Consider the following 13,121-nt stretch of genomic DNA (forward strand, 5'->3'; position numbering starts at 1 on the left):
ATTCCTATAGTATCTCTTTTAGAACCTTTAAAAGGTTGTACCGATCCGGGTCCCAGCTACTGGATCTCCGTTCAGGAATTTTTCCACCAAATCCCCTGATTTTCCGTTGATAATGGTAGTTTGTATCTTATTTTTCAGGACGAATGGGATAAAAAAAGGATCTATAACATCACTTTGTAGGGGTGTTGTTACCTGTTCCTGATGTTTCCCATCACGAGTAATCCCATCAACTGATTTGAGAAGCAGAAGTTCAAGTCCCAGTTGAGCTGCTATCCATGCAGAGATGGTGTCCGAAGTAATATCCCATGAATGCGGGAGTGGATCGTACTTCCTCATGCTGGTATAGGGCAGAAACATCACGGTTTTTTCTGGCACAGATAGGAGATCTGTTGTCCTCATACCGTGGGATGCGATAAACCAGCCATACTGGTCCATCGCTGCGATAGCCATCCAGTGTGCGGCACCTTCATCTACCCGAACCTGCCGCACATTATCGGCAAAAGAACCCCCGCCGGGAACAACCAGTAACGGACGCTCAGATCTGCACAATACCGGAACAATTTCCCGAACCCGGTCATGCAGACTCCCCCCCAGTTTAACTACGAGAGGGGCGGAACGGTTCTTCATTGTATGATCTGACTCCACCATATCTCCGGAAATTTATATCGCCAGATTATAAAAGGCGCATGGTGAAACTACTGTCTTAATGCGACGGTTCTGCCTGATTATCATTGCCCTCCTGCTCATTGCAGGTATGGTTCAGGCGGGCACTACGGTCAGGATCACTGAATTTTGTCCCGACCCGTATCTTCACGATGATATGGATGAGTTCCTGGTGCTTTCCGGCAATGGATCGCTTGATGGTATCACCGTATCAGATGGACGGGGTGGATTCCGCTTTCCCCCCGGAACCCATATCAGTGGAACCCTCACTGTTGCCCGCAGTGGTCCGGCTTTCGCCCAGAGCCATGGAATACTTCCGGATTTCGAATGGCGGGATTACTCTCCTGTTGTACCCAATGTCATCACTGGCGATCAGCTCCGTCTTGCGAATATCCGGGATGAACTGCTTCTGTATGAGGGCTCTGACCTCATCCAGCGTATCGCGTGGCCGCAGGATGTGAAACCGCGCGAGGGGCAGATCCATTATTTTGAAAATGGGGTATGGGATCCCCGTCCCCTCATGATTGGACAGTCACGGTTCGAACCGGCAACATTCCATAATGTGACTGTCACTACGTTTGTTTCACCGGACTGTTCGAGTGAAATGTTTACCTATGCTGTGGATCATGCATCAGATGAGATCCTTCTCAATGTCTATGAATTTTCCAGTCCTGCGATGACTGATTCCCTGATTGCTGCACGGGGCCGGGGGGTGGATGTTTCGGTTCTTGTCGAGGGAGGGCCCGTTGGGGGTATAAGCCCGGAAGAGAAATCCGCAATCTGGCGACTCAACGCGGGTGGGATACCTGTTCGTCAGATGACCGGAGACAATGGTGTTCATCCTCCCTATCGTTACGACCATGCAAAATATCTGGTGATCGATCGCCGGGCTGTCCTGCTCACCAGCGAGAATTTCAAGTACAGCGGATTTCCCCCTTCAGGTTTCAACAGTAACCGTGGGTGGGGAGTGTTCCTTGAAGATCCTGCTCTTGCCGGGTATTTCTCAACTGTATACTATACAGATTCCATCGGACCTTCTGTAATCCCTATCAACGGGTCAGCGGGAAATCCCGAAACGGCTCCTTCAGGAAAACATACCGCCGAGTTCTCACCGGGACATTTTTCCGGTGCAACGGTCAGACCTGTTATCGCACCCGATACCAGCGGTCAGATCATCGATCTGATCCAGTCCGCCCAAACCAGTATCGAGATCGAGCAGGCATATATCACGAACGAGACACCCCTGACCTTAAACCCGTATCTTGCAACCGCGATAAATGCATCCCGGCGTGGTGTTCACGTAAGGGTATTACTGGACTCTTACTGGTATAATATCGAAGACGAGAAGGACAACGATGAGATGGCCTCATTAATCTCCCGTATCGGGACAACCGAACAGATTCCGCTCGAAGGGCGGTGTGCGGATCTCGCGGCAGGTAACCTCGAGAAGATTCACAACAAGGGGGTAATCGTTGATGGGCAGCGCGTGCTGGTAAGCAGCATCAACTGGAACAGCAACTCCCCAAATTTCAACCGGGAGACGGGAGTCATAATAGATCATCCGGGGGTTGCCCGGTATTTTCTTACGGTGTTCGAAGATGACTGGAATGGTACCGTGACATCCCCGGAATCCAAGACAGATTATCTCAAAATAGTCATAGTGGCAGTTGTCATTCTGTTACTGCTCATCATTTACTATCGCAGGCACATCCGGTAGGGTTTGAATCCCCGCTGAGTAAAAACGGACTGACAGGTACCCCTGATATCTGCAAAAAACGCTGCACCGAAAAACGGGTGTTCACACCGAACACATGCATTCAGAATTTCTTGAGTGCGCACTGGCACACATCACACAGGTTAATGTCGCTCTCTCCGGTGACTACCGCAAGCGCCCAGCGATCAATAATCGAATCAAGTTCTGTCGATAATACTACTTCACCCGCACCCCGTTTTCTGCTCAAATACTGGGAGACTGCTGCCCGTGTTAAACCAAGCCGTTTTGCAGCATCGCTCTGGCTGAGCCCTTGTTTCTGGACGAGCCGGGACACCATTTCCGCTCTCATTGGGGGAAGGAGATTCCTGACCATTGAGTCACAGTGCATCAGGGTACAGGTATGCTTTGTCATACACATACGGGTTGGGGCTTAGTTGCCTGTTCAGTGCGGTTCTGGTAGATGATCTGGCGTGCATCACGGAAGTTGAACTTCTCGATGATGAGGTGGCGTTCTTTGAGTTTCTTTAAAGCATAACGAACGGTTCGCGGCGCAAGTTTTGTTTGTGATACAATGTCTTTGTGGGTCATTGCACCCCCATGATCCAGTATCTCCAGCACCGTCTTTGATGACGGGGGTAGTGTTGTGGAATACATGTTCAATATGTTAACGCTGTTAACAAATTAATCTATCGGTAATTTAAGTTCTCATTTTCAATATTCCCCTATGTTCGAGCGTCAGGAACGGGTGGCGGTCCTGCTGTTGATCGGTGTTGCAGTTGCCGTGATAGCAGCGCACCTGATTCTGGGCTCAATGGGAAAGCAGCCGTTTTCCAAACCATTTACAGATAATTCAGCGGATGGTGAGCTGGTGCACGTTGAAGGAATCATCGATCAGGTCACCCTGACAAAGACCGGGGGACATATGACCCTGCAGATCAACAATCTCACCATTTTTATCCCGGCTCAGGCAGCCCGCGATCTCACCGTGAAGAAAGGAGAGAATATTTCAGTGTATGGGATTGTTGAGACCTATCGCGGGAAAAAAGAGATTATGGTGAGTTCGGCAGACGATATTCGTTTTTTAAATAGAAAATAATTGCAAATATCGTTTCTTTAACTTGTTGCGTGTTAGTTCTGTGGCCGAAAAGTCAGCCTGCGTTTTTGAGTTTCCCTCTGCTGATGGCAGCCAGTGCTTTCTGTGCTGCTTCACGAACATCTTCGTCCGGGTCTTTCAGTAATCCGGTGAGTCCTTCAATGGCTCGTTCGTCGCCGATATTGCCAAGAGCCCATGCGGTATTTTTTCGGACCCCTTTTTTCTTATCGCCAAGAAGTGCGAGAAGGGGCTCAACTGCCCGTGGATCACGAAGCCTGCCCAACCCCCATGCTGCACCCTGGCGGAGCCATTTATCTTCGGCTTTCAGCGCTGCAATCAGGGGCTCAAGAGCACGAAGATCCCCGATCTTTCCTAATGATTTTGCAGCAAGCCATTGGACGTCGACATAGGGATCGTTAAGGGCTATTAAGAGTGGTTCTACCGCTGATGGATCCCCCTCCTCACCCAATGCTTCTGCAGCTTTCCAGCGGTAATGGAGTTTATCACTTTTTAAGAGATTGATATATTCTTTAACCCGCCCCTTACGCCGTTCTTCGATAACAACAGGGTCCTCTATAGGAATTTCATTTTCTGGAACCGGCAATTCAGCATCGCCCATTGCCCAACCTCAATAGCCACCGATACGTGGTATCGCACTATTAAGGTTTTCCTTTTGTCTTCAGGGCAAAACATCAGACTGAAAACAGGAATCTCTCTCAATTCTTCAGGATAATAACAATGAGTCCTGCATCTGTCAGGAAACGAATGTAGGGAATATTATTCCGGTCAAATTTCCGGTTTAATCTCCAGTTTTACGGAAAAATTTTGGACCGTATGAGTAAGTGCACCCATGCTGATGACATCAACATTCAATGCTGCAAAATCACGGAGCGAAGTTCGATCGATGCCCCCGGACAGTTCGATAGTCACGCGATCCCGTAATCCTTTGTCCATGAGTGCATCGAGCGTGGTTTTAACCTGCCCGGGATTCATGTTATCGAGCAGGATAATATCGGCACCTGCGGCAGCAGCCAGCATGGCATCCGCCGGTGTCTCGACTTCCACTTCGATCTTTTTATAGAGTGTGGCCTTTTTAGCAGCAGCAATGGCATTGGTCAGCGGGACCAGTGCCAGATGATTGTCCTTGATGAGGATACCATCGCTCAGAGTTTCACGGTGGGGATCCCCTCCCCCGATCTGCACTGCCTTTTTGTCAAGTGCCCTGAACCCGGGACAGGTCTTCCGCGTGGCGGCGATCCGGCATTGTCCGTTTACTGCCGATACGATATCGACCATCTCCCGCGTCTGGGTTGCAATACCGCTCATTCTTCCGATAATGTTGAGTGCAGTCCGTTCGACCAGCAGGATCTTTTTTGCATCTCCTTGGATTACAAGGAGAGTATCCCCCGATTTTACCCTTTGGCCATCCTGCGCGACCTGCTTTACCGTCGCACCATAATGAGAAAAGAGCATGTCTGCTTCGCAGAGTCCAGCAATGATGCCCGTCCGCTCTGAAGAAATTTCTGCATGACAACGTATATCGGAAATGATGGTTTCTGATGTCACATCCCCAAATGGCGCATCCTCATCGATAAAGCGTAGCAGGTAATCGAGTGATACCATAGATGTTTTCACCAAGAGGTCTGGATCATGTTCCTACCACAATCGGGCTGTTGAGGTCTTCCAGAAGTGAGAGGATTGAAAGGGCTGCAAGGTAGCTTGTTGCCGGGTTGTCCGGGCTCGGGAAATTGGTCACTTTGACATAGGTTTCGCCAAAATCACCTTCAACAAATAACTCGTGCACGTTCCGGTCAACTGCAGGATCTATCCAGAGTTCCACATCCGTATCCTGTCCTGCGGCAAGGCTCATGGCAACCGAGACATTGACATTTTTTGGAAAAGCCTTAATGCATTCGTTAGCTTTTCCAGAGAATATCATCCTGCGTGAATCAGCAGCAATTCCCAGAGATTTCGGACTTTTCGTTGTCCTGAGCAGGAGTTTTTTGAACTTTGAGATCCTGCCGATCTTCAGGTTATCGAGCCCGAATATCGCCCCGCTGGGGATGTAGACTTTTTGTCCTGACTCAAGCGCGATTCTCCGGATCTCTTCGTAGAACGCTGGATCCGCAAGTGCGCCGACACTCATGATCACCATATCTTTGTTCTGGGACAGGACTTTGCCTGCATAGAATTTTACAGCGTTTACCGATGCGGCTTCGACAACAATATCTATGTCAGCAGAGACGAATGCCTCAAAATTCTCATATGCCCGGGATCCAGAAAGGGCAGCGATCTCTTCCGCTCTTTCCAGAACTTGGTCGAATACAGCGGTTATCTCGAAACTGCCCGCATGCTGTGCGATGATATGCCCGATATTACCACAGCCGAGCAGCCCGATTCTTATCATGGTAAACAGATTATGGGTGCCATTGGTTAAGCGTTGTGCTTGCACAATAAAGTCACTGTTAAGAAAAGAACCGTGATGGATAGAAGAAAATAGAAAAAACTGGCCTTATATCTGAATGCATCAAATGGATCTGATAGTTCTATGCCGGTTAAACGATCCGGAAGCGATTGCGGCAGGCTTTCAGATTCCGATTGGCTGAAAGCGCTGAGTAAAAGGCACATCTTTATCGAGACCTACGGGTGCCGCTATAATTTTGGTGACACTGCAAAACTTGTCGAGGTTCTGAACCAGAAGGGAAGTACGATTGTTGGATCTGCTGATATTGCCGATGCCGTGGTTATCAACACATGTACGGTTGTAGGTCCCACGGAACGGCGTATGCTCCGGCAGATAAGCCAGTACCGGGATCGTGATCTGTATGTGACCGGGTGCATGCCGGAAGTCCAGCGGGAAGCAATTTTTTCGGTATGCACGCCGAAGTTCATCAGTCCTGAAAACATTCGTGAAGAATACCGGAAGATCATGACCGTCACTGGCGGTGGCCCCGGTATCGTTCAAATTGCCCAGGGCTGCCTTGGCCAGTGCACCTATTGTCTCACGCGCCTTGCACGCGGTCCTCTGCAGAGTTTTTCTCAGGAAGAGATCGTTTCGCAGATCCAGGCGTTTGTCCGTTCAGGGGTGCCGGAGATCCAGTTGACCGCGCAGGACGTGAGCGCATGGGGTCGTGATTGCGGGCGCACACTTCCCGAACTGCTGACTGCCATCAATGATATCCCGGGTCGGTTTATGGTAAGGGTAGGGATGATGAACCCCTCGACCGTGAATTATTGTCTTGATGAGCTTACCGGTGTATTTGCCGGCGATCATATCTTTAAATTCGTTCATATTCCGTTTCAGTCTGGTTCAGATGCTGTACTCACGCGAATGGGCAGGGGATGTACCGTGGCCGAATGTGAAGGAATTGTTTCAGCATTCCGAAAACGATTCCCGGATATCACCATTGCCACCGACATGATTGTTGGTTTTCCGAAAGAAACTGCAGAAGACTTTTCCCGGTCGTGTGACATGATTGGAAGAGTGCGCCCGAACAAGGTGAATATCACCCGCTATTCCTCCCGCCCCTTTACACCCATTTCTTCAGAAAAGGACTTTCCCGATTCGGTAAAAAAAGACCGTTCACGTTTTCTGAATGCCCGTGCTGAACAGATATATGCCGATCTTAACCGACCTCATATCGCTACCGTAATGCCGTTTATTGTTACAGAAACTCTCCGAAAGGGATCCGTGATGGCCCGGACGTCGAATTATACCGGTATTGTCCTGAACGAAGACCTTCATTTAGGACACGAAGGAAAAGCGGTCATCACAGAAGATCGCAGGTATTTTTTTATCGGAAAACTGGTGAGCTAGGGATTGCCAGGGGCCGGTAGCCGGTACAAGAAACAAGTGGTTTTATAGCCGCAATATAAACAGATCTTAACCTTCGCACTTGTGCGCCTTGGTTCTGGTGAATGCAATGGATGAAATTGAAACCGGGTTTGAAAAACTGATAGAGAAGATCGAAGCGAACCGGGGTAAGACGGTTGAACTTTCCGCTAAGATCAAAGAGAACGATGCAAAACTTCTCGCCCGTATGGCAAAATCTGCCATACCTGTCGTAAAAACAGTTGGTCTCGATATGCTCAAAATGGGCAAGCAGGACACCAAAGGGGAAATTTACGATCCCATGTATTATCCCCGGAAGATGATTATTCTCGGAAAATCCGATCCTGCCGCATTCCGCCCCGACAACCCCCAGAAACAGATCACCGATCAGTTCTGCGTGTTATCCGATGAAGGCAAAATATTCGAATTAATGTACAGCTTTGACGGTTTTCTTACCGATTCATACCTGAACCCGATTGATGCAAAGACCGCAATCGAGCATTATGGCTATGATGTCCTGTTTATGCTCTACCGTGCGCTTCACGATTACCTCGATGGTGAAAAGGCACTGATTGAAGCGCTCGATACCGTTATCGGGTATGTTTTTGCCAGAACAGAGTGAAATACTCATTTTTCTTTTTGCTTTTTTGTTTTGTTCCGTATCCTTTGCGTATCCATAACGGTGGATACAAACCGTTTTTCTTTTCCCCCTCTGTGATTGGTTTTGTGGGGGGCAATAAATTATTCAAACACGGGTGCGGCATAATGATTTTTCATGGATTTTTTGAAGGTTTTTCCGCACGAACTCCGGAATTATAAACTCCATAACCTGGATCGTAGTCCCGAACCGAGAGACCGAATCCTCTCTGTGAGGGATATAAAAGAACATAAAATCAAAATGCGTTAGATGGGCCCGATGTGATTCGAACACATGACCTCCCGGTTATCAGCCGGGCGCACCACCGGGCTATGCTACGGGCCCAAAAGATTGCCTTATTTTACCCTAATAACTACTCCATCAGAGTTATTATAGGTTGTGAATCACCCGGGCACATGGGAAGAATATTCAGATAGGGATATGTGCAGAAAAATCACGGTAATAGTACGGATAAGGGATCATGGAACGAAAATACCTCCTTGGGAATGAAGCGATCGCCCATGCCTGTGTTGAATCCGGTGTGGATTTTGTGAGCGGTTACCCCGGTACACCTTCATCAGAAGTCATCGATGTACTACGGATACAACCGGACCGGTCATATTACCTTGAATGGTCGGTGAACGAGAAAGTGGCGCTGGAGAATGCCCTTGCCGCTGCCTGGTGCGGCATCCGCGCACTCTGCACCATGAAGCATGTGGGGCTCAATGTTGCTGCAGACCCGCTGATGACAAGTGCCTATACCGGTGTTTCCGGGGGTCTTGTGATCCTGAGTGCGGATGATCCGTTCGCGCACAGTTCCCAAAACGAGCAGGATACCCGGTGCTATGCCCATTTTGCACGGGTGCCCTGCTTTGATCCTGCCAGCGTGCAGGAAGCGCATGATATGATCCCCGCGGCATTCGCCTTTTCCGAAGAGTTTGGATTACCGGTGATATTCCGCCCGACAACCCGTATCTGTCACTCGAAAGGAGACGTGATGTTGGGAGATGTCACCCCTAGCACACGGAAAGGGGAGTTCCATAAGGATCCGCGCCAGTACGTGGTGATCCCGGCCCATACCCGCATCCTCCATAAGAAACTCAACGAAAAACAGCCTGCGATCAAAAAAAGGCTGGTGGAACTGGGATTTAACCGGTCTGAAATCCGGGGAAAGACGGCCGTTATTGCCAGCGGTATTGCCGCATCTTATGTTCAGGAACTGCTGCCATCCGGCGTTTCGTTCATGAAGATCGGTGCATACCCGATCGACGAGGACTGGCTGGGTGCCTTTGTCAACAAACATGAAAAAGTTCTGGTGATCGAAGAACTTGCCCCTGAAGTGGAGGAGCAAGTGCGGCAGGTTGCCGGTTGTGTGCCGGTATTCGGGAAGAAGAATGGGTATGCATCCTACGAAGGAGAACTATCCCCCCCTGCGGTTGCAGCGATCATGGCAAAGGCCGGTGTCCTGCCAACCAACCCGTTCCCAACCGTAGAACCTGTACAGAACCTGCCCCCCCGCCCGCCGATCCTCTGTGCAGGGTGTCATCACCGCGTGGCGTTCTATGCGATTAAAAAAGTCTTCAAGGACGCGATCTATCCCAGCGATATCGGGTGCTACACGCTGGGGCTCCAGCTTGGTGTTGTGGACACGACGATCTGCATGGGTGCGTCCATCACCGTAGGCAGCGGTATTGCCCATTCCGGTGAACCGCGCGATGTGATCTGTACGATTGGGGATTCCACATTCCTCCATACGGGTATCCAGGGCCTGATGAATGCGGTCTACAATGGTGCGAATATGACGGTCGTGATCCTCGACAACCGGATCACGGCAATGACCGGGCACCAGCCGAACCCGAATACCGGTGCAACTGCCTGCGGTGTGGAGAGCCCGCCGATCTCGCTCGATGCAATCTGCCGCTCCTGCGGCGCCAGTTTTGTCGAGACCATCGATCCGTACGATCTCACCGGTATGATCAATGTCCTTGAGGCTGCAAAGAAACGGACTGGTGTCAAGGTAATTATTGCCAAACAGATGTGCGTGATTACAGCGCGTCGTGCTGGTATCAAGCGCGGGAGGTATCAGGTTGACCCCGAAACCTGCACTGGTTGCGGCAGCTGCGTGCGATTCGGGTGCCCCGCAATTGAGTTTTCCGATGACAAGGCGCGGATAAATGACCTGTGCAGCGGGTGTGCCGTCTGCGTCCAGATTTGTCCTGTGGGGGCAATTGGCCGGGAGGGAAAGAGATGAGCGGAAGTTTCGATATCCTGATGGTGGGAATCGGGGGACAGGGAACGATCCTTGCTTCCAATATCCTTGGCGAAGCCTGTCTGATCGAAGGGAGGCCGGTGAAAGGAGCCGAGACGCACGGCATGGCACAACGCGGCGGTTCGGTGGAGAGCCATATACGAATTGACGGGTTGTTCGGCCCCCTGATCCCCCCCGGGCAGGTGGATCTCATGATCTCATTTGATCTTCTGGAAGCCCTCCGCTACTCCCATTACCTGAAAAAATGGGGCAGGATTATCGCGAATAACCACCTTGTGCTTCCCACATCGGTATACACGCAGAATCTCATCGTGCCAACGGAAGATGAGATCATTGCCGCGCTGAAAAACCACCCGTTATGCCTGCTGGATGCAGACAAGATGGCGGCCGATGCGGGAAGCCCGCTCTCCCAGAATGTGGTGATGCTGGGCGCCGCATCCGAATCCATCCCCCTCAAACCTGAGTCGTTGCTTGAGGCAGTCCGGCGCCTTGTCCCGAAAAAGACCGTGGAGATTAATCTAAAGGCGTTTGAGTCGGGACGGGCTTTTGGCGGGAAGTGTTGACAGATCCTTTTCCGGTTCCTTTTTAAACTCACATGGGGGGTAGGATCCCCGCATGTGCCCGGAGGGGACCCTCCCGCTCCAAAAAAAGAGGAGTGGGTGCCTACCACCCCTTCACGTTAAAAAATTTTGACCTGACCCTCCCCTCTTAGGCTAAGAGGGGACCCTACCCCCCCCTTTTTGCATAAACGTGAGCGCGGTTTTGTGTGGAATCACGACGGAGAGCATTTTTCAGGTTGATCATCATGTGGAGGGAGGGTCCCCTTATGTGCCCGGAGGGGACCTTCCCCTCTAAAAAAAGAGGGGTGGGTGCCTACCACCCCTTCACGTTAAAAAATTTTGACCTGACCCTCCCCTCTTAGGCTAAGAGGGGATCCCCTACCCCTTCAGCAGGGATCCGCAGAGTGGAAGCTTGATATGTGAAGACCCCAAAGAGCGACTCTTGATTCGCTTAGGTTTCAAAAAGAACAAAAAATCCAAAAAACCAGAAGAAGCGCTGAGGGGGGGAATTGAACCCCCGAGGCACTTTCGCACCACAGGCTTTCCAGGCCTGCGCCCTACCGCTAGACTACCTCAGCAAAAAGTGTATCCTATCTGTATGCGGGGTATTTTTTTAATGGTATCTCTTTCTCTGGAACTGGGCTGGTGTTCTTCTGGCAGGTTTTGAGACCGGTTTTTTAGCCGGTTTCTTATTGTGCTGCACCGGCTTATCGGATTTTGTCCAGCCCCGGGGATAGGTGCCCGGCTGCAGGAATACCGCTGTTGGTGCAATTACCAGCCCGGTCTCACCGGGTTTGAACGAGGATGAGGGGACAAGCGCTTTGCCCAGGCAGACAAATTCGCGTTTCTGGGAGAGAACGGCAACAGTCTGGTTCTTTCCAAACTCATCGCAGCTGATCACTCCTACTCCCGCAAGGACCGCGCCCCGGCAGATCGCATCGATTGCAGTATCGCGCACAGTAACAACCGGAAGATCCGGCACCGCGGCATCGACCGACATCACCATTGACTCAAGAGCAGCCCTGTCACCGGCTTCAGTCGCCACGCATGCGTCCTTCAGTTCATGAAGCGTATGCATGGTCAATTCATCAAACGTTCCGGAGCGGGTGCGGCGCAGTTCCTGCATATGCCCCCCGACACCCAGTGCGAATCCCATGTGGTGGCAGAGCGAGCGGATGTAGGTGCCTGCCTCGCAGTTCACCCGGAAAAGGACAAGTCGTCCTTCAATGCTGAGGATCTCGAGTTTATGGATGGTGCGGATTCGGAGGTTGCGTTTCACCGCGCTCTTCCGGGGCGGGCGCTGGTAGAGTCTGCCTGTAAACTCCTCTCCCATCTTCTCAATACAGGCCGTGTCGACATCGCCGTGCAGCCGCATCAGGCAGACATATTCCTTGTCATGCGCAAGGAGCAGCGGCGCGAGACGCACCGCATTGCCGAGCATGATGAGGAGTAACCCGGACACCTGCGGATCGAGCGTGCCGGAGTGCCCCACCTCGCACCCGAGCATCTGTCCTACCCACGCGGCGATCTCATGGCTTGACGGCCCCTGAGTCTTGTCCACTACGATAATGCCCGCACCTTTCCATAAGGGTGCTTTTTTCTTCTGTGCAGTTTGCTCATTCTCTGCGTTCGGTGATTCCATTTTATTTGCTCCCGTTATTGTCGAGATAGGTATTCAGTGCTGCAAGAGTTCCTTCAAGGGACCCGTCCCCCACGACTGCAGGCACGGCGCCCGTGCGCATGGCCGCTGCCGTTATGTCGCCAATTGCCATGACGAGCAGATCCTTGCGCGGTGTCCAGATCGCTTTGGTATAGGACATGGCACTGGTAAAGAGAATCGCGTCAGCCGTATCCAGTGCCAGTGTCTCTCCGGTAGGTTCAAGCCCGTAGCACCGGAACTCGTGGACAATCCCCCCCGCTGCGGTGATTGCATCGATGAGCGCGGGATTCGGGACATCGGCGCGGGGAATGCCGATATGTTTTCCCCGGATCCAGTCGCCAAGATAGGGAACAAAGTCCCGCGAGTAGAAACCCGGGAGTGTCTCGCACCCGATACCGGCCTGCTCCAGTTCTTTTGCGGTCTGGGGGCCGATTGCGATCACCCGGGGGACCTTTTTGAGAAGCGGGGCAATAATCTTTGCCGGGAGGGCGCTTGTGAAGAAGATACAGTCGAACTCATTGTTGTCCACTCCTTTGACGAACGCCGAGATCGCCGCTTCGCGCAGTTCCGAGCGGAGCGGGTGGACGCTGTAGCAGGTATGCCCGGCCTTTGCACAGCGTGCAGCATCGCTCTTCTCTTTACCTGAAAGACGGGTGACTGCGATCTTCATTACGGATTCATGGCCCCTGTATG

The 13,121-nt window shown here is 51.4% G+C and carries 14 protein-coding genes and 2 tRNA genes; 6 read left to right on the plus strand and 10 right to left on the minus strand.

The features are described from left to right. Positions 1-27: 27 nt before the first annotated feature. Complete coding sequence (locus WC593_11095) at positions 28-627, minus strand: uridylate kinase (GenBank protein MFA4825687.1); 600 nt, start codon at positions 625-627, stop codon at positions 28-30. Between the two features lie 79 nt (positions 628-706). Here WC593_11095 and WC593_11100 point away from each other — a divergent pair, with 79 nt between their 5' ends. Then, a complete protein-coding gene (locus WC593_11100) occupies positions 707-2,380 on the plus strand; it encodes a phospholipase D-like domain-containing protein (GenBank protein ID MFA4825688.1) in 1,674 nt (557 codons plus the stop codon). A gap of 100 nt (positions 2,381-2,480) precedes the next feature. Here the strand turns inward: WC593_11100 and WC593_11105 are convergent, their stop codons facing one another. Together WC593_11105 and WC593_11110 are read right to left on the minus strand one after the other, a co-directional pair. Next, the gene (locus tag WC593_11105) at positions 2,481-2,789 is read right to left on the minus strand and encodes a helix-turn-helix domain-containing protein (GenBank protein MFA4825689.1); all 309 of its coding nucleotides are present in this window, start codon (positions 2,787-2,789) and stop codon (positions 2,481-2,483) included. Continuing rightward, positions 2,786-3,031, minus strand: a complete 246-nt coding sequence (locus WC593_11110; GenBank protein ID MFA4825690.1) for a winged helix-turn-helix transcriptional regulator — start codon at positions 3,029-3,031, stop codon at positions 2,786-2,788. Before WC593_11110 ends, WC593_11105 begins: the two co-directional genes overlap by 4 nt. A gap of 70 nt (positions 3,032-3,101) precedes the next feature. Between WC593_11110 and WC593_11115 the strand changes: the two genes are divergently transcribed. Then, positions 3,102-3,473, plus strand: coding sequence for a hypothetical protein (locus WC593_11115; protein ID MFA4825691.1), 372 nt, complete (start codon positions 3,102-3,104; stop codon positions 3,471-3,473). Between the two features lie 52 nt (positions 3,474-3,525). Here WC593_11115 and WC593_11120 read toward each other — a convergent pair whose 3' ends face one another. From WC593_11120 to nadX, 3 genes are all read right to left on the minus strand, one after another. Next, positions 3,526-4,089, minus strand: a complete 564-nt coding sequence (locus WC593_11120; protein ID MFA4825692.1) for a HEAT repeat domain-containing protein — start codon at positions 4,087-4,089, stop codon at positions 3,526-3,528. A gap of 167 nt (positions 4,090-4,256) precedes the next feature. Continuing rightward, complete coding sequence (gene nadC / locus WC593_11125) at positions 4,257-5,093, minus strand: carboxylating nicotinate-nucleotide diphosphorylase (protein MFA4825693.1); 837 nt, start codon at positions 5,091-5,093, stop codon at positions 4,257-4,259. A 25-nt stretch (positions 5,094-5,118) separates the two neighbouring features. Next, a complete protein-coding gene (nadX, locus tag WC593_11130; GenBank protein MFA4825694.1) occupies positions 5,119-5,877 on the minus strand; it encodes an aspartate dehydrogenase in 759 nt (252 codons plus the stop codon). A gap of 141 nt (positions 5,878-6,018) precedes the next feature. On the opposite strand from nadX, the gene WC593_11135 reads away from it, so the two are divergent. After that, positions 6,019-7,287, plus strand: coding sequence for a radical SAM protein (locus WC593_11135; GenBank protein MFA4825695.1), 1,269 nt, complete (start codon positions 6,019-6,021; stop codon positions 7,285-7,287). 106 nt (positions 7,288-7,393) lie between these two features. Beyond that, on the plus strand, positions 7,394-7,924 hold the full coding sequence (locus tag WC593_11140) for a hypothetical protein (protein MFA4825696.1): 531 nt from the start codon (positions 7,394-7,396) through the stop codon (positions 7,922-7,924). 286 nt (positions 7,925-8,210) lie between these two features. Here WC593_11140 and WC593_11145 read toward each other — a convergent pair. Beyond that, positions 8,211-8,284: transfer RNA gene (locus WC593_11145), tRNA-Ile, on the minus strand. 136 nt (positions 8,285-8,420) lie between these two features. On the opposite strand from WC593_11145, the gene iorA reads away from it, so the two are divergent. Further along, the gene (gene iorA, locus WC593_11150; GenBank protein ID MFA4825697.1) at positions 8,421-10,190 is read left to right on the plus strand and encodes an indolepyruvate ferredoxin oxidoreductase subunit alpha; all 1,770 of its coding nucleotides are present in this window, start codon (positions 8,421-8,423) and stop codon (positions 10,188-10,190) included. Then, entirely contained in the window at positions 10,187-10,771 is a 585-nt protein-coding gene (locus tag WC593_11155) for an indolepyruvate oxidoreductase subunit beta (protein MFA4825698.1), read from the plus strand. The genes iorA and WC593_11155 overlap by 4 nt, the downstream gene beginning before the upstream one ends. Before the next feature lie 491 nt (positions 10,772-11,262). Here the strand turns inward: WC593_11155 and WC593_11160 are convergent. From WC593_11160 to WC593_11170, 3 genes are all read right to left on the minus strand, one after another. Further along, positions 11,263-11,346, minus strand: a tRNA-Ser gene (locus tag WC593_11160). Positions 11,347-11,381: 35 nt separating this feature from the next. Then, positions 11,382-12,410 (minus strand): RNA-guided pseudouridylation complex pseudouridine synthase subunit Cbf5, encoded by a 1,029-nt coding sequence (locus WC593_11165; protein ID MFA4825699.1) that lies wholly within the window; start codon positions 12,408-12,410, stop codon positions 11,382-11,384. A gap of 1 nt (position 12,411) precedes the next feature. Next, positions 12,412-13,098: a uroporphyrinogen-III synthase gene (locus WC593_11170; GenBank protein ID MFA4825700.1), complete on the minus strand. Its 687-nt coding sequence runs from the start codon at positions 13,096-13,098 to the stop codon at positions 12,412-12,414. Positions 13,099-13,121 lie beyond the last annotated feature (23 nt).

The sequence above is a fragment of the Methanoregula sp. genome, assembly GCA_041645435.1.
GTDB lineage: Archaea > Halobacteriota > Methanomicrobia > Methanomicrobiales > Methanospirillaceae > Methanoregula.

Bases quoted from the DNA above. Each gene is read 5' to 3' on its own strand.
- WC593_11155 (MFA4825698.1), top strand. From the start codon at position 10,187: ATGAGCGGAAGTTTCGATATCCTGATGGTGGGAATCGGGGGACAGGGA.
- WC593_11165 (MFA4825699.1), bottom strand. From the start codon at position 12,410: ATGGAATCACCGAACGCAGAGAATGAGCAAACTGCACAGAAGAAAAAA.
- iorA (MFA4825697.1), top strand. From the start codon at position 8,421: ATGGAACGAAAATACCTCCTTGGGAATGAAGCGATCGCCCATGCCTGT.
- nadX (MFA4825694.1), bottom strand. From the start codon at position 5,877: ATGATAAGAATCGGGCTGCTCGGCTGTGGTAATATCGGGCATATCATC.
- WC593_11100 (MFA4825688.1), top strand. From the start codon at position 707: ATGCGACGGTTCTGCCTGATTATCATTGCCCTCCTGCTCATTGCAGGT.
- WC593_11105 (MFA4825689.1), bottom strand. From the start codon at position 2,789: ATGACAAAGCATACCTGTACCCTGATGCACTGTGACTCAATGGTCAGG.
- nadC (MFA4825693.1), bottom strand. From the start codon at position 5,093: ATGGTATCACTCGATTACCTGCTACGCTTTATCGATGAGGATGCGCCA.
- WC593_11095 (MFA4825687.1), bottom strand. From the start codon at position 627: ATGAAGAACCGTTCCGCCCCTCTCGTAGTTAAACTGGGGGGGAGTCTG.
- WC593_11120 (MFA4825692.1), bottom strand. From the start codon at position 4,089: ATGGGCGATGCTGAATTGCCGGTTCCAGAAAATGAAATTCCTATAGAG.
- WC593_11170 (MFA4825700.1), bottom strand. From the start codon at position 13,098: ATGAAGATCGCAGTCACCCGTCTTTCAGGTAAAGAGAAGAGCGATGCT.
- WC593_11135 (MFA4825695.1), top strand. From the start codon at position 6,019: ATGCCGGTTAAACGATCCGGAAGCGATTGCGGCAGGCTTTCAGATTCC.
- WC593_11110 (MFA4825690.1), bottom strand. From the start codon at position 3,031: ATGTATTCCACAACACTACCCCCGTCATCAAAGACGGTGCTGGAGATA.
- WC593_11140 (MFA4825696.1), top strand. From the start codon at position 7,394: ATGGATGAAATTGAAACCGGGTTTGAAAAACTGATAGAGAAGATCGAA.
- WC593_11115 (MFA4825691.1), top strand. From the start codon at position 3,102: ATGTTCGAGCGTCAGGAACGGGTGGCGGTCCTGCTGTTGATCGGTGTT.